This is a genomic window from Hymenobacter radiodurans, assembly GCF_004355185.1.
Taxonomy (GTDB): Bacteria; Bacteroidota; Bacteroidia; order Cytophagales; family Hymenobacteraceae; genus Hymenobacter; species Hymenobacter radiodurans.
In genome coordinates, this window is the sequence record NZ_CP037922.1 from 931,715 (window position 1) to 945,194 (window position 13,480).

Genomic DNA, 13,480 nt, shown 5'->3' on the forward strand with positions numbered 1-13,480 from the left:
CTCCCCGTTCTGCGTGTTGATTCTGGGCAACCGGCTGCGGCGAAACCGTGTCGGTTGCTTTTATTTGCTACTTCGTGCTATTCGGGGCTGCTGCACACGTCCCGATCCTCCGCTCCATGACCAATAAAGAAATCAAAGCGCTTATCTCGCTGCTCGATGACCCGGAAATTGCCCTCCAGATTGAGGAGCGAATTCAAGCGTTGGGCGAAACCATTATTCCGTTCTTGGAAGAGTCGTGGGAGGAGAGTCTCGACCCGCGCCAGCAGCAGCGCCTAGAGGATCTGATTCACGATTTGCAATTTGATGGCCTGAAACAGCGCCTGCGCGTGTGGCGCGATTCGGGCAGCGAAAACCTGCTCGAAGGCATGTGGCTGCTGAACTCCTACCAGTATCCGGATGCCGATTTGCAGGCGCTGAACCGAGCTATTGAGCAGTTACGCTTTGAAGCCTGGACGCTCATGCGGCCTGAGATGCATCCTACGGATCAGGTGCAGGTGCTGAACCATGTATTGTTTCGGGTACATAAGCTCGGAGCCAACACACAGAATTTCCATTCGCCGGCTAACTCCATGCTACACTTAGTGTTAGAAACTAAGCGTGGTAATCCGCTGACGCTCTGCGTGATTTACTTGCTGGTGGCGCAGCGGCTCAACTTGCCTATTTATGGCGTGAATCTGCCCAATCTGTTTGTGCTTACTTATCAGTCGCAGAGCCAGATTACAGAGCCTTTTTATATCAATTGCTACAACCGCGGCCTCATTCTGTCGCGCACCGACATTGAGCATTACGTAGCGCAGCTCAACCTGTCGCCTAACGATATTTTCTATGCGCCCTGCTCGCACCTCGACATCGTGCGGCGGGCTTTGCGCAATCTGGTGATGAGCTTCGAGAAGCTGCAGGAGCCCGCTAAAGCCACCGAAGTAGGGAAGCTACTGGCCATCCTGACCGACGAAATCACTCCTCCCACGGATATTGAGCCGGCACCATAGGTCCCTATTAACTAAAGACATAAAAAAGCCCCCAGAATTGCTATGGGGGGCTTTTTTGGTGCTATACGTGAGCTTACATTCTCTTGATTAAACAGCCAGCCGCACGCTTGTCGGTTACACCTGCGGGCTTTCCAGCCAAGAGGTTATCTAGCACCTGCGCCACATAACGCTCTTTCGTGTACGCTTCTACTTGGGCATTATCATCGATTGCTCCTTTGTAGCGCACCACAAAGCCGTTCTCAGCGGGCTGTAATACAAAGGCTTCCGGCGTTTTGGTAGCACCCAGCAGGCCACTTACCTTTTGACCTGGGTCAGTCAGATAAGGATAGTCATCGGAGCCCGTTGATTTCATTTTGAGCTTGTCGGCGTCGGTAGCATCGGCCGTAGCTTCTAGGTTGATGGGCACATTGATAAACAGAAACTGCACTCCCTTGCCGCTATACGCGGCAGTTAGGGCATTCAAACGGCTTTGATAAAGCTTGGAGAAGGCACAGTTGGGATTCACGAATACGACCACGACGGCCTTGTTACTCGCGTAGCTGCTCAGCGTAACGGTTGCGTTGGTGGGGCTCGTAAGGCTAAAGTCAGTAACAGTGCGGCCCTCTTGCGCTTTTGCCACGCTTACTGCTACAGTACAGAAAAGCAGGGCGGCGGCAGCGATAATAGAGATTCGACGAAGAAGCATGGGTGGAGAGATTAAAAGGTGGAAGTGAAGCGCTAGATCTCAGTTAGATAGATCTTCACGTCTTCAACCAGATGAAGCAGGCGAAACTCAGCCGTGCTTAGCATCTTCAACGCAATACGTTAGCATATAGTCATCTGCCAAGCGTTGATAAGAAATTCGGTGTTCGCTGCGGAAGTTTTCGAGCAGCAGGTGCCCCGTCAAAACACCTGCCTCCCGCAGCTCAAACGGGTTGAGCAACAATTGCTCTTTAAACACCACGCCCCGGCGACTATGCAGCTTATACAGCGTCTCTTTGGCACTCCAATAGAGACTATATTTTGCTAAATCGTCGCCGGCATTGGCTTGTTCCGTCTCAGCTAGAAACCGGGTCGCCAAGTGTTGCGCTTTGGGTCTTATCAGTTCAACATCTGTGCCAACGCGCCCTTGAGTGGATACAATTCCTGCCACCCACTCCCCCGAATGTGACAATGAAACCGCAAAATCAGGCAATTGCTCCAAATAAGGTCGGCCGTTAGAATCATTAACTAAAAGGGTGTCGGCAGAGGTCAGTGCCCGCAAAAGCGTATGCGTAAGCGTCCGCCCTGCCAGCCATTGCGCCTGACGGGTTAAATCGCGCGCTGCCGGCTGCTGTCCAGCATAGTAGGCCGAGTGGGGAAGAATAGAAAGCAACGCGGGGGCGTTTCTGTGAGTTGCCACAATCCCAGGAAGGTGTGTTCGGAAAGAGGGGTGAGGGAGTGTAAGGGCATTATATGTAGATGTTTACTTTTAACCGTCACGCAGGGCCGTAGTGAAGGATCTGGCCTGCTGATGTGAAGCTGCCAACCTTACTAAACACGCGAGATGCTTCGCTACGGCTCTGCATACTCAATGAAGCAAAACGGAGTATGTAGGGACGCAAGACTAGTATTGGTCGGGTACTACTTCATGAACTAGCTAAAACTGCTGTAATTTCGCCCTAAATTTTTACCTCATCCATGCCGTTGCTTTCACGTCCGCAGGTGCAGAAACTGGCTACGCTCAGCGGCCACCGCGACTGTGTATACGCTTTAGCCGGGTCTGCCGATGAGGACCGTTTCTTTTCAGCGGGCGCCGATGGTATGGTCGCCGTGTGGAGCATCGATGACCTCTCGCGCGACGGTGAGTTAGTAGCCCGAGTCGAAAACTCAGTTTACGCTCTGCGCTACTTACCCGAGCGTGAAATGCTGATACTAGGGCATAATTTTCAGGGAGTTCAAGCTATCGCCTTGGCAGAAAGAAAACTGGTGCATAGCACTGCACTGCCACCAGCCGCCATCTTCGACTTTGCATACTCCGCGCCGCGTCAGCGCCTGTATGTGGCCCTCGGCAATGGGGTGCTTGCGGTATTACGAGCCGCTGATTTTTCCTTGGAAAAGCTGGTGCGCCTCAGCGACAAAAGCTTACGTTGCCTGGCCTTGCACGAGGAGCGCGGTGAACTGGCCATCGGGGGCAGCGACGCACTAGTACGTGTTCTGGATGCTGATTCACTGGCTGTGAAGTACACACTCACCGGGCACAGCAACTCTGTATTTACAGCGGCGTACTCGCCCGATGGGCAGCAATTGCTAACCGCTGGGCGCGATGCTCACCTGCGGACGTGGGCCGTGGGGGACAATTATGCCGAAGTACGCAGCATTGTAGCCCACATGTTTACCATTAATCATCTACTGTTCAGCCCGGATGGCCTGTTGCTGGCCACATGCAGCATGGACAAGTCCATTAAAGTATGGGAAGCCGAAACCGGACGACTGCTACGGGTCGTTGACAAGGCTAGACACGCAGGCCACGGCACTTCCGTAAACAAGTTATTTTGGTCAGGCAGGCAGAATCGGGTAGTTTCGTGTAGTGACGACCGTAGCCTTGTCGTGTGGGGGCTATCCTGATGCCTGAGAGGGTAGAAGCTGAGCGGAAGGTGAAATGAAAGTGTAGTCCGTTTATAGCGCTTCAGTTACTTTCAGATACTTCCCTCGCCCTGCCCTTCGTTTCTGCCCTGTCTCCCGTTTCATCAAGGCTACTGGCGTCTACTCACCAGCTTTCAGCCTATCAATCATAGCTTCCATGAAAATTACCGCTCTCGACATCCGGCAAAAAACCTTTGAAAAAGCCTTTCGGGGTGTAGACAAGGACGAAGTTCAAGCCTTTCTGGTCACGCTGTCGCAGCAGTGGGAGCGCATGGGCGATGAAAACCGGGAGCTACGCCTTAAGCTGGAGCACGCTACCCACGATGTGCAGAAAATGCGCGAAGTGGAAACCAGCCTCTACCGCACGCTCAAAACGGCCGAAGATACCGGTAACAGCATCACTGAGCAGTCGCAGCGCGATGCCGACCTGCGCATCCGCGAAGCCCAGCTCAAAGCGGATCAGCTGCTAAGCGAAGCGAAGCAGGAAGCCCGTCGGTTGGTAGAAGAAGCCACCCGCGAAGCCGAGAAAAGCGTTGCCGCCATGCGCACCGAAGTCAACAGCTTGGGCCAAGAGTGTCATCGACTAGAAACCCAGATGGAAAACCTCGTGCGCGACTTGCAGCACCTGGCCTCTGACGCCTTGGAAAAAGTTGCAAAAGCGAAAGCCCGACCTAAAACAGACGCGGCCGCTATCCTTTCGCGGGCCGAGAGCGTACAGGTAAGCAGACCCGAACCTTCATCCCAAAACGACTCTGCCATGCGTGTTTCTTCTGCTTCTACTTCGTCGGCTGCCGCAGTGGCTGGGGCATCTAGCTCCTCCCTGGGGGGTAGTTTGGCTGCCGAGCCCCGCGCTATTGGTCCCCAGCCCGGCAACTACAACCCCAAGCCCGGCCAACAGCCTGACCCGGGGGCGCCAGCCCAAACGCCGGGCCCAGAAATTCGCCCCGGCTCGCCTGATGAGAACCCCGGTAAAGCTGATCCGTCGCGCATTTATCAGCCGGAGCCTTCCCGCGTGCCCGATCCAGGCGCCCCGGATATTGAGCGCCCAGCCCCCGACATTCAGCCCGTTGGCCCAGGTCATCCCGAAATTATGCCGCCTTCGCCCGCTACGCACCCCGGAATGGCCACGGCTGCTTTAACCGAAAAATCTTTCTTCGACGAGATTTAACTTAGCTTCGGCTACAAAAAAGCGAAAGGCCCGCAAGCTATTGTGGGCCTTTCGCTTTTTTGTAGCCACAAATTCAGTAGTCTTACAGAAAGGCGCTACGCCATCATTAACCGCTTGCTACCATGGGACAAATCGCGCTGGAGGGTATGGAGTTTTTTGCATTTCACGGCTACTACGATGAGGAGCAGAAAATCGGGAATAAGTATGGCGTAGACCTTTACATCCAAACCGACCTGCACGCAGCCGGCGCCTCCGACAAACTCCAGGAAACCATAAATTACGAGGTACTCTACCGCCTTATCGCAGAGGAAATGCTGGCTCCGGCGCGGTTGCTGGAGCACGTAGGGCATCGGGTAATGGATCGGATTCTAACGCAATTTCCGCACGTGTATACCGTGAAAGTGTGCGTGTCGAAGTTCAATCCGCCACTGGGGGGCATTTGTCGGCGTGCGCGCATTACCCTCAAGCGCAAACGGGTGCAAAATGCCCCCAGAACTTGGAAGGATAGAAAGAGAAGTAATTTCCATTTGCTTTAAGCATATAAAAGGCGACCATTAATTGGTCGCCTTTTTAAATAATGGATAGCTATAACTTAGAAACTGCTTACACGTCTCTATTCAGGGTATTGGGGTTGTCGGTAGTGCGGTTGGCCGTCGTTGGATTATTTATCTGCTCGATATCCACTTCAGTTTTGCGCACCGTATCGCGAATGGTTTCTTCCCGCTCAGTTACCTCTTTGCCGAGGTTGATTTCTTCTACTACGCGAGCTTCTTTACCTACTACGGCGCGCTCGGCGCTTTCCGTAATTTCAATCTCACCTTCCTGGAAGGCATTGAAATCGGCTTCGGTAGCCGGACGGTTTACAGCGTGGCGCTCTACGTTTACATGCTCTTCCCGCAGGCGCAGATGTTCTTCTACTGGGCGCTCCACAATGCGGCTGCGCACCCGTACCCCACCAGTTTGCTCTACGCGCTTCCCAACCTGTAACTGCTCTTCCATCACCTTCACTGAGCCAGTCTCATCAGTTTGGCCAGTGGTCGACTGCGTGCTCGCATATGCGTTGCCAGAAGTGTTAGCCCCACCATATTGAGCAGCTACATCATCCACATCTACCGCACCATAGCTGTCGAGAAGGTCGCGGGCACGCTCCGCTTCTTCCCCCGAGCGGGCGTGGACTGTTACCAAAGATTTGCCACTGCGCACTACGTTGGAGTAGTTGCGGGAGGTGTTATCATCGTCGCCGCCAAAGAGATTGCTGAAGAAGTTGCCGATTTTGTCGCCGGCATCATCAGCAACCGCCTCGGCACGAGTGCCGGTGGTATTTGTGCTGCCACTGTTGCTGTAGCCGCCACTAGTTGTGCTGCCCTGATTATAAGGGGCTACGTCGACGTAGTCGCGCTGAAAACCACTCTGCTCCAGTTGCTGTACGGCGCGCTGAGCTTCAGCAGCTGTGTCGAATACTCCAATTACGGTATGTGCCATCGTTCGTAAGGATTTTGGTTAGTAGAAAAATGAAGAATAGTAGGGTAATCAGTAAAGTCTAAGCTTGAATAGAGGGGTCGCTAGCGGGGGCATATTGGGGGCTACACGCTCCAGATGAATTTCCTCCTTCCGTAGCGTCACCTGTTGGGGGGTACGTGTTTCTGTTTGGAGTTTTGTGATGCGAACTTCCTCTACTAGGAGCAGGCGCTTCTCCACCACCAATACTTCCCGCAGAATGGGCATAACCATCGTATCGCCTTCGTAGCGCACAGCGGGGGGAGTAGCCACGTATTGATTGATAGCTACTCGCTCAACATTGACTTCCTCCTGAATAATGGGCACATCAATGACGCGCTCCTCCTCGTGAACTGTCTTCGATACCCGAATCCGACCGGTTTCTACCACATCCTTCCCGATTTTTAACTGCTCTTCCACTACCGGAATGGTCATGCGAGGATCAGGGGCGTGGTTGGGATCAGGCTGCTGACCTTGGAAAACATTATCAGAAGATTGCATAGGCGAGACGCTGAAATCCATGGGTGAAAGGACGTATTCAGGTCATGGATAATACGGGGTGCATCCTTATGAGTTGATTTTTTGGCTAAAAAACGTTATTGGTTTCATTATAAAGCTCGTCAGTAAAAGATGCTTCCTATTCATATTAATAAACATAGATATAACGATGATCTGCTGTTGATAATAGATTGGATATTAAGCTAGTACTACCATGCTTATTTTTGATTAATTCGATCTAAACCAAGTTCTGTATTCCTGGATAAGTTTAATTTTAACAGTTGCTTGTATATACTAGCCTTGCTTATACTAGGCTATAATTTAATGCTAGAGTTACAGCGTACTAAGTCGAACGCTCCATACTATTCTTCTTAAATGCTATTTCACTCGGCGCGAAAAAATAGAGCAAGCACCCATTCTTATTTTGTCGTGACATTGATAGAGTTACTGCGAGTTAAGCCATGATTCTGGGTGTCAACGAAAATATTCGTAGATAATGCTTGTTAGTACGATAAGTTTCGTATATGTTTGTAATACGAATTTCTTCGTACCTCTATAACTCCTAGAAACAATGAGCAAGCCACCCCTCCCCAAGCCTACCGAATCGGAGCTGGAGATTTTGCAGGTGCTCTGGCAGCACGGCCCCACCACCGTTCGCTTTGTAAACGACGAGCTAAACAAGAAGCGCGATGTAGGCTACACTACCACGCTGAAGCTGCTTCAACTGATGCTGGATAAGGGCTTAGTGCTCCGTGATGATGAGAATCGCACCCATGTGTATCGGGCGGCGCTGCGCGAGGAGGAAACCCAAGGGCTGCTCATCGACCGCCTCCTGGATGCTGCTTTTGGCGGCTCGGCCCTCAAGCTAGTGGTGCAGGCCCTTGGCCACCAGCGCACCTCGCAGGCCGAGTTGGACCAAATTCGGGAGCTGCTGAACGAAATGGAAGAGCAAAAAAACACAACCGAGAAAGGAGGGACCAATGAATTGGCTTGAGCATATTCTATCCCCAGCCGTTGTCCGGGCCCTTGGCTGGACCATTGTGCATTCATTGTGGCAAGGGGCCGTAGTAGCGCTGGCATTAGCCGGGCTGTTATTGCTGCTGCGTCAGCACACGGCGCGCATCCGTTACCGGGCGGCGGGCGTGGCACTGGTTGCGATGTTGGGCTTATCGGCGGTTACGTTTAGCCGATATTATCTGACCGACAGTTCCGATACGGAGGCAGCGGTTCCCACTGCTCTGGCTACCACAACCGACGCTCCGGCAGCTATTGCAGCTAGCTTGGGGGGCAATTTGCCGTTAGTATATGCTTTTGACAAGCGTCCTACCGCAACCGCAACCGTAGAGTCTGCTGCACCGGTTACTACATCGTGGCTGCCATACTTCGACCAGCATTTACCCCTGATTGTAGCCGCTTGGCTGCTGGGCTTACTCGCCATGACACTGCGCTTTCTGGGCGGGCTGGCTTATCTGGATCGGCTTCGGCACTACCGCGTACGCCAACTACCCGCCGTATGGCAACACCGCCTGACGGAGCTTGGTGAGCGGGCCGGACTGCGCCGGTCGGTAACGCTGCTGGAGTCGGCGCTCGTGAAAGCGCCGCTGGTAGCGGGCCATCTACGTCCGGTTATTCTGCTGCCATTGGGCACTATATCCGGCCTAAGCCAAGCGCACTTGGAGGCCATTCTGGCGCATGAGTTGGCACATATTATTCGGCGCGATTATTTGATGAATCTCGTACAGTCCATCACCGAGATTCTTTTTTTCTATCATCCCGGAGTCTGGTTTGTGAATGCGTGCCTGCGTACCGAGCGCGAAAATTGCTGCGACGATATGGCTACTGCTCTGTGTGGTAGCCCGCTGACGCTGGCTCATGCGCTCACCGGACTAGCCGAGCTTGGCCACGACCGCTTTTCAGCGCCCCGCCTGGCAGTAGCCGCTGTTGGCCCAGATGGCTCGCTATTGAGTCGCGTGCGGCGGCTGGTACAGCGCCGTTCGGCCCCTACATTCTCTGAGGGCTTTATGGCGGCCGTTGTGGTACTGGGGGGCATTGTACTGCTAGGCGTGAGTACGGCCTTCTCCATAGCTGATCCGCATTTCAAGAGCAGCCGCAAGAAGGAAATGGCCATGAGCAATACTTGGCGTGCTGACCTGCTGCCCGGTTTGATGGTGATGCCATCTGTTGCCGAAATGCCCCCGTTGGCCCTTACAAATTCTATGGGTCCGCTGCGCGAAACAGAACTCGTCGCTGTTAGTGACGATGATAAGGATAAAGACAAAAAGAAGCGCCGCCGGAAGGACGATAATAACCGGGTCGTTATCATTCAGGATGGCGCGCGGGGCCGTCGCGACGCAGGAGCTGTGATACTGGAACGCGACAAAAAAGGCCGCGTAACGGAGATGTATATCAATGGCAACCGCATAGACGCCCAAGAGTTGAATGCGGCGCGAAAGATGAGCAACGACGAAGGCACGCAGGTTATTCGGCTGAAGTCTGGTCGTACGCTACGCCTGTTAGGTCGCAACGACTCGCATTTTGACTTAGACCCCAACAGTTTGAGGGTGATAGATCTGAATGCGGATGAACTACATCGGTCCACCCAACTGCTACGGCTTAATAACGAGTCAATGGCCTTGCTTAAGCGCAACCTGAATGGAAACGTCCAGATAATTCAGGGTGAGAACGCGCGCCGCCAAGCCCTGCGGTCAGCAGAGCAAGCCTTGCGCTTGGCCGAGCAAAACGCCGATAGCGACGAGGAAAGAGATAGAATCAGGGAGCAGTTCGACAATATTCGGGAGGAGCGCGAGCGGCTGCAGGAAGCAGCCGAAGAGGAGCGTGACCGGCTACAGGAGGTCCGCGACAATCAGCAAGTCATTCGGGAGAGAAGCCAGGTTGAGCGCGATGAGCAACGAATTATTCGCGACCGTGAGCGTGCCGAGCGTGATAAAGAACGAGCCGAGCGCGATGCCCGCGTTCGTAAAACCGAGGACAGCATCATCGATGAGTTGGTGAAAGACGGACTGATCAAGGATAGAACTCGCTTCAACTTCGTGCTGACAGCCAAGGATTTGCAAGTAAATGGACAAAAGCAGTCGGAAGCTCTTTTTGTCAAATACAAGAAAATGTATGAGGCGGGCGTAGGCCGAACAATTGGTGACACAGATACCTTGACACTCAGCTACAATGGGGGAATGTGAACCGTATTTATATGAACCGCGCTGGCTCCAGCACCAATTACAACCTTACCCCTCCGCCACCGCCCGCACCACCAGTAGCTCCGGGAGCCCCTGATTTTCCAACGCCTCCCGGGGTTCCAGCCCCACCGGCTCCTCCTCGTGCGCTCCGCGCCCCGCGGCCCCCACAGCCTCCCCGCGCCCCAGCCATCAATTCCGTGGATTTGGGCAACCAGCTGCGGCAGGATGGGCTGATTGGGAAGAACGATAAGTCGTATCAGTTCCAGATAAATTCTACTGGCATGACCGTGAACGGCAAGCGTCAGTCGGACGAGCTAGCGGCTAAGTATCGGCAGCTGCTAGGTGAAGGCAAGAACAGCAAGTTCAATATGAACATCTCCATCCAAGAATAGCTACAACTTCGTCTTTAATATGAAAGCCGGCTTTCTGAAGCAGAAAGCCGGCTTTCATATTAAAAAAGCCCCCGCGGCAACTCTCGTCTGACTTTGTGCATCTATTGGCTTATCGACGGGGAATCCCGGTTTTACCTTTACATTTTATGCTGCGAATTTTACTTTGTTGGTGTTTAGGATTCATCACGTACGTGACTGTAGGGCAGAATTTGCCCCCCACAGCACCTACGTCTAAAGCCAATGCAGCGCCCAAGCGTCAGCTTCAAGCCGTTCGCATCACACAGCCTATTAAGCTTGATGGCCAACTCGATGAAGCCCAATGGCAGGAAGCACCCGCAGCCACCGATTTTATTCAGAATCGGCCGAACCCTGGCCCGCATGAGAAGAACAAGACCGAAGTGCGGGTACTGTACGATGATGCCGCGCTGTATGTGGGCGCCGTGATGCACGAGTCGTCTGCCGACTCTATCATGCGGGAATTGACCGCCCGCGACGACCTCGGTAATACCGACTTTATCGCCATTTTCCTCGATACCTATAACGATAAGCTCAACGGCTACAGCTTCTTTATCACGCCGGGGGGCGTGCAGCTGGATGCGCGTTACTCGCCCGCCAGTGGCGAAGATTTTGCCTGGAATGCCGTGTGGGATGCGCGCACGGCTCTACGTGGTACCGATTGGGTAGTCGAAATGCGTATTCCGTACTCGGCCATTCGCTTTAGCGCCGTACCCGAGCAGCTCTGGGGGCTCAACTTTATGCGCCGGCGGAAGCGCGATAATCAAGATTTTTTCTGGAATGAAGTAAAGCCCGAAGCCGATGGCTTTGTGAACCAATGGGGCCAATTGCAAGGCATCCGCGACATTAAGCCGCCGCTACGCTTGTCGCTCACGCCCTACGTGTCCACGTATCTCAACCACTATCCTTACCAGGAGCAGGGCGTGCGCAACACAAGCTTCTCCTTTAATGGCGGCGCCGACATTAAGTACGGCATCAACGAAAGCTTCACCCTCGATGCAACGCTGGTACCCGACTTCGGCCAAACCCAGAGCGACAACGTGGTGCTCAACCTCACGCCTTTTGAGGTACAGTACAATGAAAACCGCCAGTTTTTTACGGAGGGCACCGAGCTATTTACTAAAGGCAACCTCTTTTATTCCCGTCGGGTAGGAGCCCAGCCGGTGGGCTTTTACGCCGTCAATGGGCAGCTTGGCAAAGGTGAACAACTAGTAAAAAACCCCGGCGAAACTCGCTTGCTGAATGCTGCCAAAATATCCGGTCGCACGAGTAAAGGTCTGGGCATCGGATTGTTCAATGCCCTCAGTAACGATGTGTACGCCACCGTGCGCGACAGCACCGGGCAGGAGCGCGACGTGCTGACCCAGCCTTTTTCGAACTATAATATTGTGGTGCTGGATCAGTCTCTGAAGAATAACTCCTACGTGAGCTTGATCAATACCAACGTCACGCGCTGGGGCCGCACCTACGACGCGAACGTGACTGGGGGCTTTTTCGCTTTGCTGACAAGAAGAACGCCTATGCCATTGATGGGCAAGTAGTGTACTCACGTCGCCGCGGCAAGTCTTTTGCCTCAGATAATGACGTAAATAACCAAGATGGCTTTAAATACTTGGTGGGAGTTGGCAAAATCAGCGGTAACCTCACTTGGAAAGTAAGCCAGGGCATCGAATCCGATACCTACGACTCCAACGATTTGGGCTTACTGCTCAGCAACAACAGTATCCAGCAATCTATCGACTTCAACTATAACAAATACAAGCCCTTCTGGAAGGTGAATAACCTGTATACCTACTGGGGCGTCAGCAATCAGGTGTTGTACAAGCCCCGGCGCTATCGGAGCGTGGAGTTTTACGGCGGCGGCAATACCACGTTTACCAAGAGTTTTATGACGGTGGGAGCTGAATTTGACGCCTCGCCCCGGCGCCACGACTACTTCGAGCCGCGCGTGTCGCCACTTGGCCGCCTGTACGTGCGCGTACCCGCCAACGTGGGCGGTAACATGTTCATCTCATCCGATTACCGCAAAAAACTGGCGTACGACGTGAGCGTTTCTGGGCGCTATTACGCTCAGGACCGAGGGCGGCCCAACCGTACGGGCCTCGGCATAGGAATTAGTCCTCGCTATCGGGTCAATAACCAACTTACCTTTCGCTATGACCTAAGTTGGAGCAAGCAAGACAACCAGATTGGGTACGCTGGTGGCATGAGCAGCCAGGAACCTCTGGACGAGCTTTATCTGGACGAATCGGTGCTGGGCCGGCGCCGCGTGGTTACTGTAACTAACACCGTTTCGGGGTCTTACACGTTCAATAATCGCATGTCGTTCACGATTCGCACGCGTCACTACACGAGCAACGTGCATTACTACGACTACCTGCGGCTGCTGGAGAAGGGTCAGGAAGAAGCCATCGACTACCGCCGCAACCGCGACACGAGCTTTAACGCCTTCAACGTGGATGCCGTGTACTCATGGTGGTTTGCGCCCGGCTCCCAGATCAGCATAGTGTGGAAAAATGCTGGCTCCAGCTTCCTCACCGCCGACAAAGCCACCCCGCTTTACTTTGATAATCTGACCAATACCGTAAATACGCCTCACAGCAATTCTTTGTCGATCAAAGTGTTGTATTACCTTGATTATCTGATGCTGAAGCGTAAAACCATCTAACCAAGTAAAAGACGCGTACTCTTCTTTTTTTGCCCCCCAGCCACTTATGCCACAGTACATCGGCGCCATCACTCTGCTCGTTCGTGATTACGACAAAGCCATCGCGTTTTACACGGATAAGTTAGGTTTTGAGCTGATAGAAGATATCGACTTGGGACACGGGAAACGCTGGGTGGTGGTAGCGCCGCCGCAATCCTCATCTGCTAGGTTGTTGCTGGCTCAGGCTGCTACTGAAGAACAGGTTCGTCAAGTCGGTAATCAGGCGGGTGGGCGCGTGTTCCTGTTTCTCCACACCGATGATTTTGCCCGCGATTATACCCTATATCGGGAGCGCGGTGTACAGTTTCTGGAAGAGCCCCGGCACGAAAGCTACGGCAGCGTGGCTGTGTTTGAGGACTGCTATGGCAACAAATGGGACTTACTAGAGCAGCGTATCGCTTCCTGATAAGCTGAGA

General features: G+C 53.3%; 12 protein-coding genes and 1 pseudogene. 9 read left to right on the forward strand and 4 right to left on the reverse strand.

All coding sequences use genetic code 11. The features are described 5' to 3' along the window. The first annotated feature begins 116 nt into the window (after positions 1–116). A complete protein-coding gene (locus EPD59_RS05220; RefSeq protein WP_133271862.1) occupies positions 117–989 on the forward strand; it encodes a transglutaminase-like domain-containing protein in 873 nt (290 codons plus the stop codon). 73 nt (positions 990–1,062) lie between these two features. Here the strand turns inward: EPD59_RS05220 and EPD59_RS05225 are convergent, their stop codons facing one another. Beyond that, positions 1,063–1,674, reverse strand: a complete 612-nt coding sequence (locus EPD59_RS05225; protein WP_133271863.1) for a redoxin domain-containing protein — start codon at positions 1,672–1,674, stop codon at positions 1,063–1,065. 87 nt (positions 1,675–1,761) lie between these two features. Further along, entirely contained in the window at positions 1,762–2,343 is a 582-nt protein-coding gene (locus tag EPD59_RS05230) for a 4'-phosphopantetheinyl transferase superfamily protein (protein ID WP_165963481.1), read from the reverse strand. A 305-nt stretch (positions 2,344–2,648) separates the two neighbouring features. On the opposite strand from EPD59_RS05230, the gene EPD59_RS05235 reads away from it, so the two are divergent. From EPD59_RS05235 to folB, 3 genes are all read left to right on the forward strand, one after another. Beyond that, positions 2,649–3,575 (forward strand): WD40 repeat domain-containing protein, encoded by a 927-nt coding sequence (locus tag EPD59_RS05235; protein WP_133271865.1) that lies wholly within the window; start codon positions 2,649–2,651, stop codon positions 3,573–3,575. Between the two features lie 175 nt (positions 3,576–3,750). After that, the gene (locus EPD59_RS05240) at positions 3,751–4,761 is read left to right on the forward strand and encodes a DivIVA domain-containing protein (protein ID WP_133271866.1); all 1,011 of its coding nucleotides are present in this window, start codon (positions 3,751–3,753) and stop codon (positions 4,759–4,761) included. 122 nt (positions 4,762–4,883) lie between these two features. Next, positions 4,884–5,297: a dihydroneopterin aldolase gene (folB, locus tag EPD59_RS05245; RefSeq protein WP_133271867.1), complete on the forward strand. Its 414-nt coding sequence runs from the start codon at positions 4,884–4,886 to the stop codon at positions 5,295–5,297. A gap of 67 nt (positions 5,298–5,364) precedes the next feature. On the opposite strand, the gene EPD59_RS05250 is transcribed toward folB, so the two are convergent. Then, positions 5,365–6,243, reverse strand: coding sequence for a YsnF/AvaK domain-containing protein (locus tag EPD59_RS05250; RefSeq protein ID WP_133271868.1), 879 nt, complete (start codon positions 6,241–6,243; stop codon positions 5,365–5,367). A gap of 48 nt (positions 6,244–6,291) precedes the next feature. After that, complete coding sequence (locus EPD59_RS05255; protein ID WP_205703483.1) at positions 6,292–6,759, reverse strand: YsnF/AvaK domain-containing protein; 468 nt, start codon at positions 6,757–6,759, stop codon at positions 6,292–6,294. A 568-nt stretch (positions 6,760–7,327) separates the two neighbouring features. Between EPD59_RS05255 and EPD59_RS05260 the strand changes: the two genes are divergently transcribed. From EPD59_RS05260 to EPD59_RS05285, 5 genes and pseudogenes are all read left to right on the forward strand, one after another. Next, the gene (locus EPD59_RS05260; protein ID WP_133271869.1) at positions 7,328–7,750 is read left to right on the forward strand and encodes a BlaI/MecI/CopY family transcriptional regulator; all 423 of its coding nucleotides are present in this window, start codon (positions 7,328–7,330) and stop codon (positions 7,748–7,750) included. Further along, positions 7,737–9,953, forward strand: a complete 2,217-nt coding sequence (locus EPD59_RS05265; RefSeq protein ID WP_133271870.1) for a M56 family metallopeptidase — start codon at positions 7,737–7,739, stop codon at positions 9,951–9,953. The genes EPD59_RS05260 and EPD59_RS05265 overlap by 14 nt, the downstream gene beginning before the upstream one ends. Next, a complete protein-coding gene (locus tag EPD59_RS21510) occupies positions 9,950–10,342 on the forward strand; it encodes a hypothetical protein (protein WP_165963429.1) in 393 nt (130 codons plus the stop codon). The genes EPD59_RS05265 and EPD59_RS21510 overlap by 4 nt, the downstream gene beginning before the upstream one ends. A gap of 146 nt (positions 10,343–10,488) precedes the next feature. Further along, positions 10,489–13,025, forward strand: a pseudogene (locus EPD59_RS22270) (DUF5916 domain-containing protein). A 46-nt stretch (positions 13,026–13,071) separates the two neighbouring features. Continuing rightward, positions 13,072–13,470, forward strand: a complete 399-nt coding sequence (locus tag EPD59_RS05285) for a VOC family protein (RefSeq protein ID WP_133271874.1) — start codon at positions 13,072–13,074, stop codon at positions 13,468–13,470. Positions 13,471–13,480: the final 10 nt, after the last annotated feature.

Bases quoted from the DNA above. Each gene is read 5' to 3' on its own strand.
- EPD59_RS05220 (WP_133271862.1), top strand. From the start codon at position 117: ATGACCAATAAAGAAATCAAAGCGCTTATCTCGCTGCTCGATGACCCG.
- EPD59_RS05225 (WP_133271863.1), bottom strand. From the start codon at position 1,674: ATGCTTCTTCGTCGAATCTCTATTATCGCTGCCGCCGCCCTGCTTTTC.
- EPD59_RS05235 (WP_133271865.1), top strand. From the start codon at position 2,649: ATGCCGTTGCTTTCACGTCCGCAGGTGCAGAAACTGGCTACGCTCAGC.
- EPD59_RS05240 (WP_133271866.1), top strand. From the start codon at position 3,751: ATGAAAATTACCGCTCTCGACATCCGGCAAAAAACCTTTGAAAAAGCC.
- folB (WP_133271867.1), top strand. From the start codon at position 4,884: ATGGGACAAATCGCGCTGGAGGGTATGGAGTTTTTTGCATTTCACGGC.
- EPD59_RS05250 (WP_133271868.1), bottom strand. From the start codon at position 6,243: ATGGCACATACCGTAATTGGAGTATTCGACACAGCTGCTGAAGCTCAG.
- EPD59_RS05255 (WP_205703483.1), bottom strand. From the start codon at position 6,759: ATGCAATCTTCTGATAATGTTTTCCAAGGTCAGCAGCCTGATCCCAAC.
- EPD59_RS05260 (WP_133271869.1), top strand. From the start codon at position 7,328: ATGAGCAAGCCACCCCTCCCCAAGCCTACCGAATCGGAGCTGGAGATT.
- EPD59_RS05265 (WP_133271870.1), top strand. From the start codon at position 7,737: ATGAATTGGCTTGAGCATATTCTATCCCCAGCCGTTGTCCGGGCCCTT.
- EPD59_RS05285 (WP_133271874.1), top strand. From the start codon at position 13,072: ATGCCACAGTACATCGGCGCCATCACTCTGCTCGTTCGTGATTACGAC.